The sequence below is a fragment of the Mucilaginibacter sp. genome (genome assembly GCF_025362475.1).
Lineage (GTDB): Bacteria > Bacteroidota > Bacteroidia > Sphingobacteriales > Sphingobacteriaceae > Mucilaginibacter.
The window spans coordinates 29,444-49,429 of the sequence record NZ_JANYGH010000063.1 but is presented as its reverse complement, the minus strand read 5'-3'; the positions used below and the strand labels follow the sequence as shown (position 1 = coordinate 49,429).

18 protein-coding genes are annotated in these 19,986 nt (G+C 37.3%); 15 read left to right on the top strand and 3 right to left on the bottom strand.

Features of this window, described 5'->3' with window-relative positions; genetic code table 11:
• Positions 1 to 224: 224 nt before the first annotated feature.
• The 3 genes from Q0R88_RS21610 to Q0R88_RS21600 all read right to left on the bottom strand — a co-directional run bounded on the left by Q0R88_RS21610 (position 225) and on the right by Q0R88_RS21600 (position 3,870).
• Entirely contained in the window at positions 225 to 2,201 is a 1,977-nt protein-coding gene (locus tag Q0R88_RS21610) for a carboxypeptidase-like regulatory domain-containing protein (protein WP_295720317.1), read from the bottom strand.
• A gap of 588 nt (positions 2,202 to 2,789) precedes the next feature.
• Entirely contained in the window at positions 2,790 to 3,011 is a 222-nt protein-coding gene (locus tag Q0R88_RS21605; RefSeq protein WP_295720316.1) for a hypothetical protein, read from the bottom strand.
• Between the two features lie 121 nt (positions 3,012 to 3,132).
• Positions 3,133 to 3,870, bottom strand: coding sequence for a glycosyltransferase family 2 protein (locus Q0R88_RS21600; protein WP_295720314.1), 738 nt, complete (start codon positions 3,868 to 3,870; stop codon positions 3,133 to 3,135).
• Positions 3,871 to 3,915: 45 nt separating this feature from the next.
• Here Q0R88_RS21600 and Q0R88_RS21595 point away from each other — a divergent pair, with 45 nt between their 5' ends.
• The 15 genes from Q0R88_RS21595 (at position 3,916) to Q0R88_RS21525 (ending at position 19,985) form a co-directional block, all read left to right on the top strand.
• On the top strand, positions 3,916 to 4,758 hold the full coding sequence (locus tag Q0R88_RS21595; protein WP_366087749.1) for a polysaccharide biosynthesis/export family protein: 843 nt from the start codon (positions 3,916 to 3,918) through the stop codon (positions 4,756 to 4,758).
• Entirely contained in the window at positions 4,758 to 7,181 is a 2,424-nt protein-coding gene (locus tag Q0R88_RS21590) for a tyrosine-protein kinase family protein (RefSeq protein ID WP_295720310.1), read from the top strand. Before Q0R88_RS21595 ends, Q0R88_RS21590 begins: the two co-directional genes overlap by 1 nt.
• An 18-nt stretch (positions 7,182 to 7,199) precedes the next feature.
• Positions 7,200 to 7,715 carry a UpxY family transcription antiterminator gene (locus Q0R88_RS21585; RefSeq protein WP_295720307.1) on the top strand — a complete coding sequence of 172 codons (516 nt, stop codon included), beginning with the start codon at positions 7,200 to 7,202 and terminating at the stop codon, positions 7,713 to 7,715.
• A 162-nt stretch (positions 7,716 to 7,877) separates the two neighbouring features.
• Positions 7,878 to 9,665 (top strand): asparagine synthase (glutamine-hydrolyzing), encoded by a 1,788-nt coding sequence (gene asnB, locus Q0R88_RS21580; RefSeq protein ID WP_295720304.1) that lies wholly within the window; start codon positions 7,878 to 7,880, stop codon positions 9,663 to 9,665.
• On the top strand, positions 9,658 to 10,776 hold the full coding sequence (locus tag Q0R88_RS21575; RefSeq protein WP_295720301.1) for a glycosyltransferase family 4 protein: 1,119 nt from the start codon (positions 9,658 to 9,660) through the stop codon (positions 10,774 to 10,776). The genes asnB and Q0R88_RS21575 overlap by 8 nt, the downstream gene beginning before the upstream one ends.
• Entirely contained in the window at positions 10,773 to 11,636 is an 864-nt protein-coding gene (locus Q0R88_RS21570; RefSeq protein WP_295720300.1) for an ABC transporter permease, read from the top strand. Before Q0R88_RS21575 ends, Q0R88_RS21570 begins: the two co-directional genes overlap by 4 nt.
• A 3-nt stretch (positions 11,637 to 11,639) precedes the next feature.
• On the top strand, positions 11,640 to 12,932 hold the full coding sequence (locus Q0R88_RS21565) for an ABC transporter ATP-binding protein (RefSeq protein WP_295720297.1): 1,293 nt from the start codon (positions 11,640 to 11,642) through the stop codon (positions 12,930 to 12,932).
• 45 nt (positions 12,933 to 12,977) lie between these two features.
• Complete coding sequence (locus Q0R88_RS21560) at positions 12,978 to 13,574, top strand: CatB-related O-acetyltransferase (RefSeq protein WP_295720294.1); 597 nt, start codon at positions 12,978 to 12,980, stop codon at positions 13,572 to 13,574.
• Entirely contained in the window at positions 13,558 to 14,199 is a 642-nt protein-coding gene (locus Q0R88_RS21555; RefSeq protein ID WP_295720293.1) for a DapH/DapD/GlmU-related protein, read from the top strand. Before Q0R88_RS21560 ends, Q0R88_RS21555 begins: the two co-directional genes overlap by 17 nt.
• Positions 14,186 to 15,055 carry an alpha-1,2-fucosyltransferase gene (locus Q0R88_RS21550; RefSeq protein ID WP_295720290.1) on the top strand — a complete coding sequence of 290 codons (870 nt, stop codon included), beginning with the start codon at positions 14,186 to 14,188 and terminating at the stop codon, positions 15,053 to 15,055. Before Q0R88_RS21555 ends, Q0R88_RS21550 begins: the two co-directional genes overlap by 14 nt.
• Positions 15,040 to 16,089, top strand: a complete 1,050-nt coding sequence (locus Q0R88_RS21545) for a glycosyltransferase (RefSeq protein WP_295720289.1) — start codon at positions 15,040 to 15,042, stop codon at positions 16,087 to 16,089. The genes Q0R88_RS21550 and Q0R88_RS21545 overlap by 16 nt, the downstream gene beginning before the upstream one ends.
• On the top strand, positions 16,062 to 17,219 hold the full coding sequence (locus tag Q0R88_RS21540; protein WP_295720287.1) for a glycosyltransferase family 4 protein: 1,158 nt from the start codon (positions 16,062 to 16,064) through the stop codon (positions 17,217 to 17,219). The genes Q0R88_RS21545 and Q0R88_RS21540 overlap by 28 nt, the downstream gene beginning before the upstream one ends.
• Positions 17,220 to 17,246: 27 nt before the next feature.
• Positions 17,247 to 18,260 (top strand): glycosyltransferase family A protein, encoded by a 1,014-nt coding sequence (locus Q0R88_RS21535; RefSeq protein WP_295720284.1) that lies wholly within the window; start codon positions 17,247 to 17,249, stop codon positions 18,258 to 18,260.
• Complete coding sequence (locus Q0R88_RS21530) at positions 18,257 to 19,210, top strand: nucleotide-diphospho-sugar transferase (protein WP_295720281.1); 954 nt, start codon at positions 18,257 to 18,259, stop codon at positions 19,208 to 19,210. Before Q0R88_RS21535 ends, Q0R88_RS21530 begins: the two co-directional genes overlap by 4 nt.
• Positions 19,200 to 19,985 (top strand): DUF5672 family protein, encoded by a 786-nt coding sequence (locus Q0R88_RS21525; RefSeq protein ID WP_295720280.1) that lies wholly within the window; start codon positions 19,200 to 19,202, stop codon positions 19,983 to 19,985. The genes Q0R88_RS21530 and Q0R88_RS21525 overlap by 11 nt, the downstream gene beginning before the upstream one ends.
• The last annotated feature ends 1 nt before the right edge of the window (position 19,986 follow it).

Here is a 19,986-nt window from a genome sequence, read left to right as displayed (position 1 = left end):
ATTGCGGGTGTAATAGTTAAAATCAAACCTGATCCTATCTTTTATAAAACGCAGCTCTGTACCTATTTCAAAAGCGGTAGAAAGTGTAGGCCTTAAGTTAGCATTTGGAAGGGTATTTGGTACGGTTTGGATCGGATCTCCTCCGTGTGGAGTTGTAGATAAGTTATAAATCTGATAAACCTGGTACGGCGAAGCATCAGAACCAATTTTTGCAGCTGATAATCTTAATTTACCAAACGTAAGAATGTCGTTTTAGGTAAAAGTTCCGAGAAAACAAATGAGCCGGAAAGACCACCATACCAGTAAGAATTATTATTAACAGGCAGCGTAGATGAATTATCATTACGGGCGTTAAAATCAAGATATAAAAAGTCTTTATAGCCAAATGAGGTGTAACCATAATAACTATTAACACGGGTTAAAGCATTATAACTAAGTGCTGTTGGCGCATCAATTGAGTTACCAAGAGTATATAGTCCGGGTATAGCCAAACCGCCGTTAGTATTTCCGCTGGTGTACAGGTAACGATCCTGGCGACTTTCTGCATATAAACCAGCTTTTACTGATAGATCATGAAAAACATGGCTGTAGTTCAAATTAGCCACATAATTATTCTCTTTATAAGTATACTGGCTTTGTGAATATGAATCCACATTGATAGTACCTGAACCTACTCGTGAATTGTCATCCCTGTTCAAAAGATCTTCCCGGGCTATAACCGAAAGAGAAAGGTCTTTAGTGAACTGGTAAGATGCTGTAAGATTACCGTATATACGATTGCTGTTTGACTTAGAAGTATTTACATAAGCCTCGGTGTACGGATTGTCCCAGTAATGAGGTGAAAGATCATCAGGGCTAATAATATTCCATGATGTATACGTTCCGTCGGCTCTCTTGTAATTTTTCAGCTGACCAATTTCAGTATCCCTGTGAAACCATTGGCTGAATGATCCGGCTGTTTGCGTTCCATAACCTTCCTGGGGAACATTGTTTGAATTGATTTGTGAAAAGTTTATATTGGCGCTTACAGTTAATCTTTTTGTTAACTTAAGTTCGCCGTTTAAACCAACGTTATTGCGTTTTTGATCACTGTTAGGCGTAATACCTGTACGTTCAATGTTAGTGTATGAAACCCGGAAGTTATAATTATCACTGGCTTTTGAAAACGCTGCATTTGTATTTGCAGTAACACCCGTACGGTAAAAATCACGAACGTTGTTTGGCTGAGCCACAAAGGGTTTTAATTTACCATAGCCAGGATTAGTTGGATCCCAGAAATACCATGGTGCGTACAAGGTTCCATCAAGTTTAGGGCCCCAGCTTTCATCAACACCATAATCATAATATTTAACTCCATTAAAATTTGCGTTTGATGCGGGTGAGTTTCCAGGATCATAAGTGTAAGTCTTCCAGTTTAAACTTGTACCACCACCATATTCGTTCTGGTACTCAGGAAGCTGGTAAACTTTTTCAAAGGTTGTTGACTGATTAAATGAAACGCCAACTCCTCTATCAGCACCTTTTTTAAGGGAGATAACCACCGCGCCTTCTGAAGCACGCTGACCGTATAGCGCAGTAGCTGCCGGGCCCTTTAAAACTGTTAATGATTCAATATCATCATTATTTACCGCATTTGGATCTGTAACCACACCATTAACCACATAAATGGGATTACCGCCCGATAGGGAGTTAACGCCACGGATACGGATGGTAGAAGTACCAAATTTTGCGCCCGAACCGCCAAGTACCTGTACACCGGCAATTTTGCCGGCTAAGGCCGTGTTAAGGTCAGATTGCTTTGTTACCGATAAATCATCACCTTTAACCGCCTGGGCAGCATAACCCAATGATTTTTGCTGGCGCGAAATACCTAAAGCGGTAACAATAACCTCATTTAAACCATGGCTGGCCGGTACCAGAACTACGTTTAAATTGTTTTTGTTACCAACAGGAACTTCCTGGGCACTGTACCCAATAAAGCTAAATACAAGTGTTGCATTATTAGCAACATTTAGTGAGTATTTGCCATCTGCACCGGTTTGGGCGCCAATGTTCGTTCCTTTTACTTTTACGCTTACTCCCGGTAGAGGTAAGCCATCATCTTGAGCTGTTACCACACCATTAACGGCATGGCTTTGCGCAAATAGCTGGGTTGCAGCCAATAAAAAATTGCACAAAATAAGTAGTAAACCTTTTTTCATTGAAATAAATTAATTAATAGTTATCCCGGTAAACACAACGGGTACATAGCGCAAAGCAAAATAAAATTTTGCAATATTTCCTACGACTATACTTTGTTAACCTTGACGATTTATTTTATTTAAATGACACAACAAACCATATTTTATTTCGTTATCGGCCGCGCGAAAATCTTCGGCTTAACAGAAAGGCGGTTAATTTAATTAACTAAAAAAAAGGGAAAACACGCGAGGTATTTTCCCTTTTCCTTGAGAAGTCAAAATATTAATTACTAACCGATTACTTTAAATTAAAGTAACAAAAGCTTAACAGCAATACAGCCAAAATGATCAATTAAAAAGCCTCCTTTACCAGGATTTTGCTATCAATATTTTCGCCGAAAATTTGAATGAAACTTTGCAGGGGCTGATTAAAATTCAGAAAAACACCTTAACTATTATGACTTTAATTTGACTCTCTATCCATTTTATTACAAAATAGTTAATCAAAAGGCGGTCAGTAGTTTTTTCATTTAAAAATGAAAACAATGAGCCCTAAGTCCGTTAAAACTGAGAGATGCTATTTAAAATTGGTAAAATTGAGCGGGGATATTAAAAACGAGGTATTTCTGGTCCGTTATATGGATTTTCAAGGGCATACCATATCCTGGTTAACCGGTGTTTCGCATTTCCATCTTTAACATCTGACGTCATCTGTTCGATATTCCTTTTTACAGCTTCTTTAACATCAAGTTGGGTGGTTGCCCTATCAAGGCGTAGGGTTTCAGGTAATGTTGCTGCTTCTAAGTAGGCTATCAGGTCTTGCTCTGTCATGCCGCAAAGTTAAAAAAGCGATTCATTTAATCAGCGAACCCACTTGCAAATTGAAACTTTCATGTTACAATAACTAAGTACCGGGATGCTAAATGCGTATAAAAACAACGTAATTACCTAATTAAATATATTGATTAATTTTCCTCAAAGGTTTTAGAACTAAAGCCAGCACAGGAAATGCAATGCCATTTTTACGCATAGCTTTTAAATCAAAACTCCAGGCTTTAAGCCTGCTTTTAAAACTTCTATTACTCACACCTCCGCCCAGCATATTAACCATTACCTTGTTTATATGAAAACATTTAATTTTGTTCAGATACATAAACCGCAGCATCAGTTCATAGTCGGCCGCCGAGCCGTATTCCAGGCTATAAAAGCCCAACTTTTCAAATAAGTTACGTTTGCAATAAAACGTGGGATGCGGGGGCATAAATCCCCGGTTAAAGGAATTAATTACACACTGCTTTGAATTCCATTTCCGGATTATTTTTCCGTTGAGATTTACATAGTTCAGGTTTCCGTAAACCGCATCAATATCTTGTTGTGTAAATACCTGTGCTACTGTTGATAAAACCTGATCATCAGCCAGGAGATCATCGGCATTAAGAGTGCCTACAATTTGGCCGGTAGCTATGCTGATTCCTTTATCCATGGCATCATATATGCCTTGATCTGGTTCAGAAACAAAAAAATTGATGTGTTTTATATGTTTTTTTATAATACTTACCGTATTGTCGGTTGATCCGCCATCAATAACAATATGCTCAATATCGGGATGCTTTTGGCTGATAACAGATTGGATACATTGCGCTATGGTATCCTGGGCATTATAAACAACGGTAACTAATGAAATCTTCAAACTCTATAAATTGGAAAAAATACGAATCGTTAATACCCGCAAATTATGTATTTTTGGAATCAATGCAGAATTATAAAAATATTTAAGCAGAAGTTTTTTGTCCTCATGCGCATAGTAACGTCAATTTTCCCTATTTTTTTAATAGTTCTTATTCTATCTTCTTGCTCGGGTAAGCAGTACCAACCTTTATTTGAACAAAAAACTGTCAATACTGATACAGTATCGCAGAAAAGCTATAACGATTTAAGCAGCTATCGCATAAAATCACAGGATATGCTGCAGATACGAAACCTGCAAAATATTAAATATGTAGTTGATGAAGCGCCTTCATCAAACAGCGGAGGCGGTGGTGGAAGCGCCGGAGCCGGACAAACTTACCAGGTTGACGAAGAAGGCACCGTGGCCCTACCTGTTATTGGCCATGTTGCTGTTGTAGGACTTACACGCACCCAGGCATCAAAACTTATTGAAGACCTTTACCGTAAAAACCTTTTAAAAGATCCCATAATTGAGTTAAAAATCACCAACCTGAGGGTTACCTTACTTGGCGAAATTAAGGGGCAGGGAAATTTCCCATTGGTTAGAGACAAAACCACTTTGATTGAAATGATTGGACAGGCTGGAGGCCTTACAGAGAAGGCTAATATATCAAACGTTAAAATAATTCGTGGAGATCAAAAAAATCCCCAGGTAACCTACGTCGACCTTAGGGACATACAATCAATAAACGATCCGAGGGCTGTACTTCAAAATGGCGATATTGTATATATAGCTCAAAACAAACGCGCCATACGTAATGATAATTTACAAAACGCTTCATCCATTGTACAGCCAATGTTGCTTTTACTGAGTACAGCTTTACTTGTTTTATCGCTTTCCCGCCGCTAATGGAAGAAACAGAAAAATTCCAAAGAAAACTGCCTAACCAGGAAATCGACTATTTCAAGATTGGCAAAGTATTGTTGAGTCGTTGGTATTGGATTGCTGCATCTGTGGGTTTGGCTGTTATTATATCTTATACTTATTTATGGTACACGCCTAAAACGTTTGCAACATCCGGCACATTAAAAATTGAAGAAAGAAAGTCGGAAGTTTCAGATCTTATATCTGTAATGGCAGCGCCCGAACGCGGGCCATCAAAAATACAGAGTATAACTTCGGTATTACAAAGCAGAAATGTAATACTTAGTGCTATAAAAGATATGGACTACCGGGTAAGTTTTTTTATATCCGGCCGCGTACGCACCTCCGAAACATATCCATCAAAGCCATTAAGCATTCAACTTATAAAGTTTGATAGCTTAAACTTTTATCATGATATTATAAGTTACAAACCTATTAACAAACAAATCTTTAGCCTCTCTTATAAAACGGGCGAAAAAGAAACTAAAAACCACTACAGCTATAATGCACCCGTAACCATAGGCAATACCAGTTTTACCATAAAATACCCCGGCGCTATTGATAACAGTACAATTTATCTTTTCAAGTTCAATATCCCTGAGGATTATATAGGTAGGGTGCAGGGTGGTTTAAGAGCCGGCGAAACCGGCAAGAATACCAATATTATCTCGCTGCAGGAAACCGACCTTAACCCCCAGTTTGCTGCTGATGTGCTTAACAATATCATGAAGGAGTATGTGATTTTTGACAGGAACCAGAAATCACAGTCGGCATCACAAATGATTGATTTTATTGACAGCCAGCTCTCATTCCTATCCAGTGAAGTAAAAGGATCAGAAAGCTCAATAGAAAAATATAAAAACAAAAACAAAATACTTGATGTAGGCTCTGCCTCGGCTACTTCGGCCAGTAAAGCCGCCGACATTGAAACAAGAAGATCACTGTTAAAAATTCAGATGATAGCACTTGATCAGCTAACAGATCAAATAACCAAAGAAAAGGATAATGTTACACTAAATTTCAGCTCTGGCGGAACTGATTTACCTACTTTAAACGCATTAATAAACAAGTTAGATATACAGATATCTGAAAGAGCAGCCTTATTAAAAACTTATACACCTAATTCTCAGCCCCTACTTGATATTAATCAGCAAATACTTCAAAGTAAACTCACTGCTTTAAATAACATAAAAGGTGTACGTAACAGTGTCGTAAAAAATATAGCGTATTTGGATAGTCAGTTAGCGCAGATTAACCAAACCATAATGACATTACCGGCAGCCCAGCGTGATCTTGTTGCTTTACAACGGGATTTTGAGATAAATGATAAGGTATATTCCTTTCTGTCAGAAAAGAAACTGGAAGCTCAGATAAGCCGCGCCGGCATATTACCTGGCGCCACGGTTATTGAATTTGCACAGCCCAATTATAATGCTGTATCACCCAACGAACATGATATCCACCGTTCGGCCATCATTTTGGGTTTAGCAATAGGCCTTGGCCTCATTATTTCAATAAGGATACTTAACCCTTATATTTATGATAAGGAAACCATTGAAAGCCTTACAGTAATACCTATACTGGGAGTTATAAGAAAATATCCAGAACACATTGATGAAAACAGCAGGCAGGTCTTAGTCCTAAGTAAGCCCAGATCCATATTTGCCGAATCGGTTCGTTCGGTGCGTACCAATCTAAGCTTCCTTGCATCAGAAAAGGCCAGCAAAATAATTTGTATAACATCGGAGGTTGCCGGCGAGGGTAAATCATTTGTAGCTGTAAACTTATCAAGTACCCTATCGCTCATTGATAAAAAAGTTATACTTATCGGCGCCGATTTAAGGCGCTCAAGACTCCATAAAACCTTTCATGTACCTAATGACAAAGGCTTAAGCAACTACCTTGCCCACCAGAGCACGCTTGACGAAATTATTCTCCACTCTGAACAGGAAAATCTCGATTTTATGGTTTCAGGTCCGGTTCCTCCAAACCCATCAGAATTACTGCACAGCGCCAGGATGACTGCGATGATTGCCGAATTGAAATTAAGGTATGATATTATAATGATTGATACCGCGCCAATCGGCCTGGTATCTGATGCAATCCCATTAATAAGGATAAGCGACATTAATGTTTTCGTGATCCGATCAGGAAAATCTAAATTTTATGCAGCTACGGTTCCTCAACGAATAGCACAAGAATATCATCTTGATAATACCGTAATTGTACTAAACGCTTTTGAAGAAGACCTTTTACATGCAAGATACTATACTACCAAATTTACCGGCGACAATGCGGGTTCAAGATATTACTATTACTCTGACTATAGCGGATACTCGGGATCTGGCTATTATTTAGATGATGATAAAAATAAATGGTGGGATATAAGGCGATGGTTTAAAAAATAAGATGCACTTATTAAAACAATGGAATTAAAGGTAAGTGAAACAACAAAAAAGTGGTATCCTGTTTATACAAACCCTCGTGCCGAAAAAAAAGCATACCAGGCATTAATAAACAAAGGGGTTGAAGCTTACCTGCCGCTGCACCGACAATTAAAACAATGGAGCGATCGTAAAAAATGGGTTGAAGAGCCTTTTCTTAAATCATACATATTTGTTAACATTGCTCAACATGAGCAGGCCGATATATTGATGACAAAAGGCATATCGAGGTTTTTATATTTCATGGGAAAGCCCGCATCAATGCCCAGCCGCCAGATAACAGAATTAAAGTTATTAATGGCCAGCCCATATGAATTGGAGATTACCGAAGATGATCTGCAGGCGGGAGAAAAAATCATACTCAAAGCAGGTCCATTAAAAGGAATGACCGGGGAAGTAATATCGCAGCGGTCGCAAAAGCAATTGATATTAAGGCTTGAAAGTATTGGATGCTCCATAATTGTCCATGTTGCCGCATCTTATATTGAAAGATTTTAATTGAAATTATTTATTTTAATTAAAAAATATTGATGGCTGATTTTATATCAGCATAAATTAATAAAAAAACAGGGCTACACCAATAAATATAAGTCACTGTTAAATAATAAGTTACAATTAAAAATGTAGTTTACGGGGCGAAGCTGTGAATATTTATAGAGTATGTGTAGGATAGTTGGAATAATTAATAAGCGGTTACAACCCCAACTTATCCGAGAAAAAGTGAAAGCCATGTGCAAAGTACTGCAACATGGAGGACCAGATGACGAAGGTATTTTTTATGATGAAAAACAACATCTCGCATTTGGGCACCGCAGGCTATCCATAATTGATTTGAGCAGTAACGGGCATCAGCCAATGGCAGATGTGGAGCAAAAAGTCTGGATAACCTTTAACGGCGAAATTTATAATTACCAGGAATTAAGAAATGAGCTGTTAAGGCTTGGCGTTAGCTTCAATTCCGTTACTGATACAGAAGTAATAATTGCCGCCTATTTGCAATGGGGAACTGAAGCCTTCTCCAAATTGAGAGGAATGTTTGCATTCGCCTTATTTGATAGCATTAAGGGGCTTACCTACCTGGTACGCGATACGGCTGGTATAAAACCGGTATATTATTTCGCCGAAGATGGCCAGCTGAGTTTCGCATCAGAAATAAGAGCTTTTACGGCGGCTGACATATCTGCCGAAAAAGATCCCAATTGGCCTATAAGGTTTTTAGCGTTTGGCCATATACCAGAGCCATATACTACTTTAAAAAATGTATTTAGCCTACCCAAAGGGCATTATTTATGTTGGACCCATGCATCATCAACGCATGAGATCAGCCCTTATAAACAAACTGTATTAAAAAATCAGATAACCGATGTTGATAAAGCCCGGCAGCTGATAAAAAATGCTTTAATAAAAGGTGTAAACCGCCAGCTGATTGCAGATGCGCCATTGGGTGTATTTTTAAGTGGTGGTATAGATTCAAGCCTTATTACGCTATTAGCAGATAAAGAAAAAAAGGAGCAGCTTAAAACCATCTCGATATTTTTCAACGAAAAAAATTATGATGAACAGGCGTATCAGCGCGTAGTTTTAGATAAGGTAAGCGGTGAAAATTTTTCGCACTTAGTGAAGCAGGATGATTTTGAAACTTTCCTTCCGCAAATCATTAACGCCATGGATATGCCAACTACCGATGGCATCAATAGCTGGTTTATTAGCAAGTACGCACATGAGGATGGCTTAAAAGCAGTACTATCCGGCGTAGGCGCTGATGAATATTTTGGTGGTTATCCCTCATTTAACCGGATACGGTATCTTGGATATTTAAGAAAACTTCCTCCTTCCCTATTTTCGGCGATTAAAGGGTTATTACCAGATCATTATAAAAAACTTACATTTTTGGGTAATGACCATTCGGCAGCCGATTATCTTTTATTGAGAGGATTGTTTTCGCCGGGCGATATTGCAAAGGCGCTTAATACTGACGATAAACAAGTTAGGGACGTTCTTTTTAATGGTTTTGATATCCCTCATCTGGGGCCTTATGATCAGGAACATGCATCATGGTTTGAAGCAAACCTTTACATGCAAAATCAACTCCTGCGAGATACTGATGTGATGAGCATGAATCATGGTTTAGAAGTTAGGGTCCCTTTTTTAGACGAAGACTTTACAAGTCTGGCTGAAAGCATAGCGCCAGAAATAAGATTCAATAACCAACAAGCAAAAAAAATTCTGATTGATAGCTTTAATGGCCTGCTGCCCGAAGCCGTTTGGAACCGGCCAAAAATGGGCTTTACATTTCCATTACAACAATGGATGAGCCAATACAAACCAATAAGCGATAGTAGCTTATATCGGGGTGAAATGGCACAAAGTGTAATTAAAAATTTTAAAAATAACCAAATCCATTGGTCAAAAGCTTTTGCTCTTTACCAAATACAAGCCAATGTCTAAAAAAGTAATACTTTTTACTTTACAAACATTCAGCACTACTGGCGGCATCCAAAAAATGACCCGTACGCTGGGGCATTCATTACAGCAACTGGCAAAAACCAACAAAGGGAATTTTGAACTATGGTCTGCTTATGATAAGCAAACCGATCTGATGCCCCAATATCTGCAGGCAAATGCTTTTAAAGGCTTTGGAGTTAACCGCGTTAACTTTGCATTTAAAGCTGTGAGTAAATCAACAATGCCCGATGTTATTATTTTAAGCCACATAAACCTGGCAAGCGTTGGTTTGTTTATAAAATTGGTTCATCCTAAATGCAAGGTTTGGCTTATTGCCCATGGCATTGAGGTTTGGCGGCCGCTTTCTTTTGTTAAAAAATACCTTTTAAAACGTTGCGACAAGGTAATTTGTGTAAGCAATTTTACGCGTGAGCAAATGCTAAAACGACACAGTGTAAGTGCAGATATTTGCCGGGTTTTAAATAACGCGATCGACCCTTTTATGAAGCTGCCGGTAACCTTTGAGAAGCCGAAACACCTTCTTGAGCGCTATAAGTTAACAACAAATCAGCCCGTTATTTTTACCTTAACACGCCTTGCTTCTACAGAACAATACAAAGGATACGAGCATGTAATAGAGGCTATCAGCAACTTAAAACAGCATTTTCCGGGTATTAAATATATACTATCAGGAAAATACGATACCAAAGAAGAGGACAGAATAAAAAAACTTATAATACACCATAACGTAGCAGAACAGGTAATACTTACAGGTTTTATTGAAGAAGCTGAACTAACAGACTATTTTTTATTGGCCGACCTGTTTGTGCTACCCAGCAAAAAAGAAGGTTTTGGTATAGTATTTATTGAAGCCCTTGCCTGTGGATTGCCGGTTATTTGCGGTAATGCCGATGGCAGTATTGATGCGATAAGAAATGGCGAATTAGGTCATGCAATAAATGCAGATGATACCTGCGAACTGAGTAAATGCATTACCGAATATTTAGAATCGCCATTAACAGCTGTTAAACGCAAGCAGTTGCAAAAGCAATGCCTGTCGCATTTTAACGAAATAGATTACATGCAAAAATTACAATTACTATTAAACGAATGAGTATGCCTACCGACGAAAAATGGGATATTGAATTAACGCCCCACAGCAGCTTATTTGACTTAAAACTTGATGATATATGGCATTATCGGGATTTGCTGATGCTATTGGTACGGCGCGATTTTGTTTCTTTTTATAAACAAACCATCCTTGGCCCTTTATGGTTTTTTATCCAGCCATTGTTCACTACTGTCATTTATACTTTTGTATTTGGTAACCTTGCAGACATCTCTGCAGATCATTTACCTAAACCATTATTTTATTTGGCAGGCATTACCGCATGGAACTATTTTGCAGATTGCCTTACAAAAACATCTACGGTTTTTACAGCAAACGCCGGCCTTTTTGGCAAAGTATACTTTCCCAGGCTTATAGTACCGCTAAGCATTGTAGTTTCAAACCTGATTCGTTTTGGTGTTCAAATGGTGCTTTTTTTCCTGATGATAGGGTTTTATGTATTTAAAGGCGCAAATGTTCATCCCAATGCCTATCTGTTACTGTTCCCTTTTTTATTAATGTTAATGGCAATGTTAGGTTTAGGGCTTGGAATGATCATATCTGCCATGACTACAAAATATCGTGACTTAAGCTTCCTGATTACCTTCGGTATCCAGCTAATGATGTATTTAACTACAGTGATTTATCCTTTATCTACCGTTAAGGAAAAATACCCCAAATACCAATGGATGGTTGAATATAACCCGATGACGCCAATTATTGAATCTTTCAGATATGGCTTTCTTGGTCAGGGTACTTTTACTATGCTATCCTTAGGGATCACCACTGCGATAACAATACTGATACTTTTAATTGGGATAGTAATTTTTAACCGCGTTGAACGCACCTTTATAGATACAGTGTAATATATGCCATCGGTAATTAAAGTAGAAAATCTTTCAAAAGCTTACCAGATAGGAGAAATAGGCACAGGAACCCTATCCCGCGACCTGGAACGTTACTGGGCAAAGATGAGAGGTAAAGAAGATCCTTTTTTAAAAATAGGCGAAGTTAACGATCGCGCAAAAAAAGGTGAAAGTAACATTGTATGGAGCTTAAAGGATATCAATTTTGAGATAGAACACGGCGATGCCGTTGGCGTTATAGGTCGTAATGGTGCCGGCAAAAGCACATTGCTTAAAATACTAAGCCGGGTTACCGCTCCTACCACTGGTTCGGTTAAACTAAAAGGACGAATAGCCAGTTTACTAGAAGTTGGTACGGGCTTTCACCCCGAATTAAGCGGCAGGGAAAATATTTATCTTAACGGTGCCATCCTGGGCATGCGTAAAGCAGAAATAAAGCGAAAGTTTGATGAGATAGTAGATTTCTCGGGAGTTGAGCGATACGTGGATACGCCAGTAAAACGATATTCATCGGGCATGTATGTACGCCTTGCCTTTGCTGTGGCAGCTCACCTGGAATCGGAAATATTGATTGTTGATGAAGTATTAGCCGTCGGTGATGCCGAATTTCAAAAGAAATGTTTGGGAAAAATGGGGGAAGTTAGTAAAGGGGAAGGCAGAACTATTTTGTTTGTTAGCCATAATATGGCAGCTATAAATCAACTTTGCAATAAATCCATCTTATTAAAAAACGGGCTGGTGGCCATGAATGGCCTAACAAGTAAAATTGTTGATGATTATTTAAAATCTGATCTTTTAACTGAAGCTTACGTAAACTTGAGTGAAACAATTACAGCTGGAATAGGTAATAAAAAAGTTAGTTTTGTAGATGTTTATCTAAAAAAGCATGGGCGGTCAGATAGTACGCGCCTATTCTCGTTAGGTGATGATATGCATATATATATTCACCTGCAATTTAAAAACCCCAATCAAAGCCAGGTTCGCACATCCATTGAACTAAAAACTGTTGATGGCATTAAAATAGCTAACATGATCGATGAAGATTCGCATTTTCAGGTATCAGCATCAGCCGAAAATACTGCTCTTTACCGCATAACATTAAACGACCTGCGGTTATATCCAGGCACATATTATTTAAGTCTTTATTGTGGTGATACGTCAAGCACTGAAATATATGATTACCGGGAAGATTGTATTTCTTTTGAAATTATCGATGGAGGCAAACTAACCAGCCGCTACCTGCCAAAATCGGCCGGGCTGTTTTTCCTTACGCCCGAGTGGAAGAAAATTGAATAAAAACTAAGCATGTTATTATCCCAGCTAAAAAAATTGAAGGTTATATTGTATGCTTTTTTAAAAAAACATACGGAAGAGCAAAAACGAATACAATACTTCAAAAAACAATCAAACAACATCCATGCTGACGATGTGGATATAAAAGCTGTTAAAGGACACAACATAACCATCTTAAAAGGATCATATGTTTGTGAAAACAGCTCAATTGATAGTTATACTTATATTGGGTTTAATACATTAATTTCAAAGACAATTATAGGCAGATATAATTCTATTGCCAACAATGTAAATATTGGGCACGGCGAACACCCGCTTAATCTAATTTCAACATCCAGCTTTCTTAACGATACGCCATATGAAGTATTAACACAAAAACAATGCATTGTTACGCACGATGTTTGGATAGGATCTGGCGCCACTATAAGAAGAGGGATAACCCTTGGTATTGGTTGTGTTGTTGGAGGCAATGCATTTGTTAACAAAGATGTCCCGCCGTTTGCAGTTGTTGGGGGTGTACCTGCAAAGATTTTAAAATATCGCTTTCCACAGGAGAAAATTGACAAAATTTTGGCTTCTTCATGGTGGGAAAAAGATGTTGAACAAGCAAAGATAATTGTAAAAAAACTTGAAGAAGATAATTAAAAACTGGCTAAAGCAGCTTCTTAATTATAAATCAAATGCTCAAATCCGGGGTAATAGCATACCAGATTTAGGCTCAAATAATCCTTTTGTTAAAATTGGAGAAAATTGCTATATCGACAATTGCACTATTGGGAGTTACACATATCTTTCGAAAAATGTATCGATGATGAATACCGAAATTGGCAAATTTTGCTCCGTTGCGCAGGGAGTTTCTATTTGCTTAGGGAAGCACCCCTCCTCTAAATTTGTAAGTACCCATCCGGCTTTTTTTTCTGTTCACAAACAAAATGGTATGACATTCAGCGATAAACAATATTTTATCGAAATGGGCAAAACTACCATTGGTAACGATGTATGGATTGGTGTTAATGCAATTGTTATGGATGATATTACAATTGGTAATGGTGCAATAATTGGCGCGGGCGCTGTAGTAACAAGAGATATACCACCATATGCCATTGCTGTTGGAGTACCGGCACAGGTTATAAAGTATCGCTTTGAACCGGATCAAATATCCTTTCTTGAGAAATTTGAATGGTGGAATAAAGAACATGATTGGCTGCAGGAACATTTTACTGAATTACATGATATTGAAGATTTTATAAATAAATATGCTAATTGTTAAAATTCATGGAGGCTTAGGAAATCAGTTATTTCAATATGCTTTTGCAAAAAGCCTGGCATATAAAAACAACACTGATTTTAAACTTGATATCCATTTTTTTGATGATCAGTCATTACGTAGCTATAATCTGTGCGATTTCAATATTATAGAAAACATAGCGTCGACAACCGAAATTTCGGCATTTAAGCAAAAAAAAACAACAAGGTTTAATTTTCTAAAAAGTAAGCTTTTTAAACCTGAGACACATATAGTTGAAGAAAAGAATTTAGAATTTAACCCACTATATTTTACCCCTTTAACTAATGCATATTTAAGCGGATACTGGCAATCTGAGAAATATTTTGCAGATATAAAAACGCAAATAAAAAATGAGTTTACTCCCAAAGCTCCCCCATCTGACACAAATTGTTTTTTGCTCAATAAAATTAAATCAAACAACGCGATAAGCTTACATATCCGCAGGGGCGACTTTGAAAAGGAAGAAACCGTGAACAAAATTCACGGCACATGCTCGTTACCTTATTACGAAAACGCCGCAGATTTAATTGCTAATAAGCTTACTGATCCGATTTTTTACATTTTCTCAGATGATATAAACTGGGCAAGACACAACCTCAAACTAAATTATAAAACGCACTTTGTTGATATTAATGACGAGCATTCTGCTTTTGAAGATATTCGTTTAATGTACAACTGCAAACATCATATTATAGCCAACAGCACCTTTAGTTGGTGGGGAGCCTGGCTCAACACTAAACCCGACAAAATTGTGATTGCGCCAATAAAATGGTTTAATGACACTGAATTAAATTACCAGGCTAAGGATATTGTACCCGAAACGTGGATAAGAATATAACTACCCCGATTGTTAGTATAATAATGCCGGTTTATAATTGCGAGAGCTATATTGTCGCAGCCATTGACAGCATACTGAATCAAACCCTTACAGCTTTTGAACTTATTATAGTTGATGATTGTTCTACTGATAAAGCCATTGAAATTGTCAGCAGCTACAAAGATGAAAGGATTAACTTTATACAGAAAAAAATCAAAAGCGGCTTGGTAGCCAGTTTAAATATAGGTATTAACCTATCCAGGGGCAAATACATAGCTCGTATGGATGGAGATGACATTAGCCACTTAACCCGGCTCGAAAAACAGGTAAACTACCTGGATCAGCACTCTGAAATTGATTTGTGTGGAACTGCTTATCAACTAATAGACAGTCAAACTATTGTGAGTTTCCCTATTTGTCATGATGATATCAAGATAGGAATGCTTGAATATTGTCCGTTGGCACATCCTACTGTGATGCTAAAAAAAAGCTTTATTGGTAATAACAATCTCAGGTACTTAAATGAATTTGAATGTGCCGAAGACTATGAACTATGGACCAGGTGTGTATCACTTGGTAAAATAAATAACATGCCCGATGTGTTGCTTTCATACAGACGCCATAATAATCAATTCTCTATTACCAATAAAAAGAACCAGGACAAAAATTCAGCCATTTGCAGGGTTAATATGCTAAGCCTAATTTGGAAAAATGCCTCTTTAAATGATCAATATACACGTGAGCTGCTCTTCCAAAATGAAACCTTCCATAATATAAACAAACTAAATGATGTGATTGGTTGGATGGACGAACTTGTCAGGTTAAATATGGAGAAAGCATGTTTTGACGCACACAAATTTAAAGACTACGTTAAGATAAAAAAAAACTCCACCATCCGTCGCTTCTATTTAAACCAAACTATATATACCCCTAAGGTTCTATGTCAATTTTTGAAAGTTTATAAGAATTATAAAGGTTGTTTCAGCACGTTGGAGTATTGTAAGTTAGCTTTGAAATGCCTGGTGTTTTGGAAACTAAACTTTGCCAGGAGATAATGTTTAAAGCAGCAAAGAAACATATTATTATTGCTAAATTATTTGAGTTTGGCGGCAGTAATAGTCACCTTAAAGCATTAATAAAATACCTTGGCAAGGAAAATATTATACTACTCTTAGAAAATGAAGATCAACTTCCTTATTTAAAAAACTTAGGTGACACAACGGGCATTATTGTTAAAATCCAACAACAATTACACGGCTACGCCCACTTGGGTAATAATTTCACCACCAACATAAGGGAATTATTCAAAATACTTAAGTCCGTTTTTGCCATACAATTATTAAGTTTCAAATACAGCTATGCAAGTGTAACTATCTGCTCGGTTGAACCAGAAAAACATTTGTATCTGTTGTGGTTGCCGTGGGGGAAAGTATATTACATACTGCATTCTACTCCAAATAAAAATCATACGCCTTTTACATCATATACATGTAACACAAATTTGAGTAAGCGCAAAAGAATCATAACTGTATCACAATCAAACAAACAGCTCATTTGTGAAAATTGGGATATAGCTAATAAAGAAAAATTTGTTAATGTGATTTATAATTGCCTGCTAAACGATAATTTAAACCACGTAAAAACGCAAACTACAAAAAGCAATAATCAACAGCATATTGTAACCATGGGGCACGTTATAAATTATAAAAACCCCCATGTTTGGCTAGATGTGGCTAAACTCGTAACATTAAAGTATAGTAATGCTATTTTTATATGGCTTGGTGACGGACCATTATTAAAGGAATTTAAAGATGCTACAAAAATGCTTGATAACATCCGTTTCGAAGGCTATAAAGCTGACACCGACATGTATTTAAAAAGCGCATGTATTTATTATCAACCAAGTTTACAAGAAACTCATGGAATTGCTGTTGTTGAAGCTATGGCCAATCAATTACCATGTGTAACCTCTAATGCAGGCGGGCTTCCAGAGTCTGTACAACATCAGTTTAATGGATTACTCTTAAACGCTATGGATAAGCAAGGGCAGGCAAACGCTATATTAACCCTGTTAAATGATCCCAACTTAAGCAAGCAATACGGCATAAATGGTTATTTAAAATACAATGAACTATTTAGCTACGAATCTTTTAAATTGAATATGGATGCCTTATATATATCTTAAAAATATATTTATTTCAAAATTTTGTAAATGCAATTAGGTGTATCAGTTATCATCTGTTGTTATAATAGTGCTGCACGCCTACCTGATACGCTGAAACATTTGGCATTGCAACGGGTACCTGCAGGTATATTATGGGAAGTTATTGTAATTGATAATGCATCAACAGATAATACCTTTCAGGTTGCTTCTCAGGAATGGGAGAAATACACCATTCCAAATGCTGGTTTCAGATTATTGTCCCAACCAATCCCCGGTAAAAACCATGCTCATAAAATGGGAATTGAAGCTGCTAACTATGAATATATACTTACTTGCGATGATGATAACAGATTATGTGCTGATTATGTAAGTATAGCCTATGAGTCTATGTCCGCTGACAATAAAATTGGCGTGCTAGGTGGCTGTGGCATATTCGACCCACAACAGCCCGCTTGGTCGGATATTGAAAAACATAAGCAGTCATATGTAAACGGCCCCCAAACCTGGGCTTCGACAGCACATTGGGTATATGGTGCAGGATGTGTTTGCAGAAAAAGCTTATTTATTAACCTGTATAATAAAGACTGGCAGCAAATTACTTCGGGAAGAAATGGCACAAAACTAATCTGTGGCGAAGACGTTGAAATTTGCTTTATTATATATATATGTGGATACAAAATTAAATCAAATGATAGGTTAACTTTTCATCATTTTGTACCACTAAAAAGACAAAGCCTGAAGTACATTTTAAATTTGCAGTACTGGATAAGCTACTCTTATGTTTTACTAAACAATTATCTTATGCTGATGGATGGTGATAAGCGTTCGGTACAAAAAAAATTAAATGATTGGTCTATTTATAATATAAAAGCCCTGGTCATGTTTACAGTAAAATTAGCCAGGCAAAAACTCATAAAGTTGCAGCCTTTAAGTGTTGATGAAAAATTAAAGCTGCAATCTCATCTTGGCTCCCTAATATCAATTTTCAATAACCGAAAAAAAATCATAAAACATCATAGTCAATTAACTAACATGTTAAAAAATCAGGAAATGTTTAATTGAGATTATCGCGTTTGCAGATGTTTAGTACGCCTATACTTTTTTTAATATTTAACCGTCCCCAAACCACAGAAAAGGTTTTTGAGGAAATACGTAAGCAAAAACCCCAATACTTATTTATTGCCGCGGATGGTCCGAGAGAAAATAACCAACACGATGTTGAGCTATGTAAAACCACCCGGAACATCGTTTCAAAAATTGACTGGGAGTGCGAAGTAAAAACTTTATTCAGCGATAAAAATATGGGCTGCGGACTTGCTCCTGCCACAGGCATTACCTGGTTTTTTGAGCAAGTAGAGGAAGGTATAATACTGGAAGACGACTGCATTCCCAACAGCAGTTTTTTTGAATATTGCGAAACTTTGCTAAATAAATACCGGGACAACACCAATATCATGATGATTTGCGGCACAAGCTATCAGCCCAAACCATTAAATAACGACACTTACTATTTTTCAAAATATCCGCACGTTTGGGGTTGGGCTACATGGAAAAGGGCATGGAAAAATTATAGTTTTAAACTCGATGGTGAAACTAATGAAACCAGGCGCGATGTTATAGAGCGAACTTTTACCAATAATCGTGAGCGTAAGTTTTGGGAAAACAATATGCACATGATCATAAACGGCCTGGATGCCTGGGATTATCAGTTTATGTATTGGATGTGGAAAAACAATGGTACCTGCATTGTGCCTTGGCAAAATATGATATCAAACATTGGGTTTGGAGCGCATGCTACGCATACACATGATTGCAATTCCAATCAATCGCAAATGACACAGCATCAGCTTTCAACAATAAAACACCCGCAACATATTAAGGTTAATACAAAGGCCGATGACTATGAAAGAGGGCATATATTAATTGGCACCGAATATAAATACTACTTAAACAGGCTTCGTGCAGTGGCGGGTAAGTTTTTAAAGCCTGTTTTAATTAAAAATGGCAGGTAAAATGGTTGCTGTAATTATACCCATTTATAAACCGCAGCCCAATGCCAATGAGCTTGTTTCATTAAAGCAATGCATCCGGGTATTAAAAAAATATCCCATAATATTTATTGGCCCATTTAAATTGAATACTACTGCTTACGAGGATATTTGCCGGGATCACATCCCATTTAATCTAACCTTGTTTGATGATGATTATTTTAGTGGAATAGAAGGCTATAATAAACTGATGTTATCTTCCACGTTTTACAAAACTTTTCTTGATTACAAGTACATACTAATCCATCAGCTTGACGCTTTTGTTTTTAAAGACGAGCTTGCTTACTGGTGCACAAAAAACTATGATTTTATTGGTGCACCAAATCTGCCCCATGAAAACCAGGCAAACGAAATTCAGTTTCTGAAAGGGTATTCAAAATTATTAAGTGCCGCTAACCGTATATTTAAAACAGACCATAAAATAAGTAACGTTGGGAACGGCGGGTTTTCGTTACGAAAAACCAAAACTTGTTATTGGCTGCTTAAACTTTTAAAGTCGAAAACATCTGCCTGGGGAACAAACAATGAAGATGGTTTCTTTAAATATTGGGGCAATTTACTCCACCCCTTTTTTAGTTTGCCCGCTGATGATACTGCCCTTCGTTTTTCTATAGAACACTCACCACAGGAGTCGTTAAAAAAACTAAACAATGAGCTGCCCTTTGGCTGCCACGCTTTTGAAAAACACGAACCGGAAGTATGGGAAAAATATATTTCAAGTTTTCAAAACCTGTACTAAA

What these genes read in the sequence shown, in the direction of transcription:
- Q0R88_RS21590 (WP_295720310.1), top strand. Translation starts at nt 4,758, where the DNA reads ATGGAAGAAACAGAAAAATTCCAAAGAAAACTGCCTAACCAGGAAATC.
- Q0R88_RS21550 (WP_295720290.1), top strand. Translation starts at nt 14,186, where the DNA reads ATGCTAATTGTTAAAATTCATGGAGGCTTAGGAAATCAGTTATTTCAA.
- Q0R88_RS21570 (WP_295720300.1), top strand. Translation starts at nt 10,773, where the DNA reads ATGAGTATGCCTACCGACGAAAAATGGGATATTGAATTAACGCCCCAC.
- Q0R88_RS21595 (WP_366087749.1), top strand. Translation starts at nt 3,916, where the DNA reads ATGTATTTTTGGAATCAATGCAGAATTATAAAAATATTTAAGCAGAAG.
- Q0R88_RS21525 (WP_295720280.1), top strand. Translation starts at nt 19,200, where the DNA reads ATGGCAGGTAAAATGGTTGCTGTAATTATACCCATTTATAAACCGCAG.
- Q0R88_RS21585 (WP_295720307.1), top strand. Translation starts at nt 7,200, where the DNA reads ATGGAATTAAAGGTAAGTGAAACAACAAAAAAGTGGTATCCTGTTTAT.
- Q0R88_RS21605 (WP_295720316.1), bottom strand. Translation starts at nt 3,011, where the DNA reads ATGACAGAGCAAGACCTGATAGCCTACTTAGAAGCAGCAACATTACCT.
- Q0R88_RS21535 (WP_295720284.1), top strand. Translation starts at nt 17,247, where the DNA reads ATGCAATTAGGTGTATCAGTTATCATCTGTTGTTATAATAGTGCTGCA.
- Q0R88_RS21565 (WP_295720297.1), top strand. Translation starts at nt 11,640, where the DNA reads ATGCCATCGGTAATTAAAGTAGAAAATCTTTCAAAAGCTTACCAGATA.
- Q0R88_RS21610 (WP_295720317.1), bottom strand. Translation starts at nt 2,201, where the DNA reads ATGAAAAAAGGTTTACTACTTATTTTGTGCAATTTTTTATTGGCTGCA.
- Q0R88_RS21575 (WP_295720301.1), top strand. Translation starts at nt 9,658, where the DNA reads ATGTCTAAAAAAGTAATACTTTTTACTTTACAAACATTCAGCACTACT.
- asnB (WP_295720304.1), top strand. Translation starts at nt 7,878, where the DNA reads ATGTGTAGGATAGTTGGAATAATTAATAAGCGGTTACAACCCCAACTT.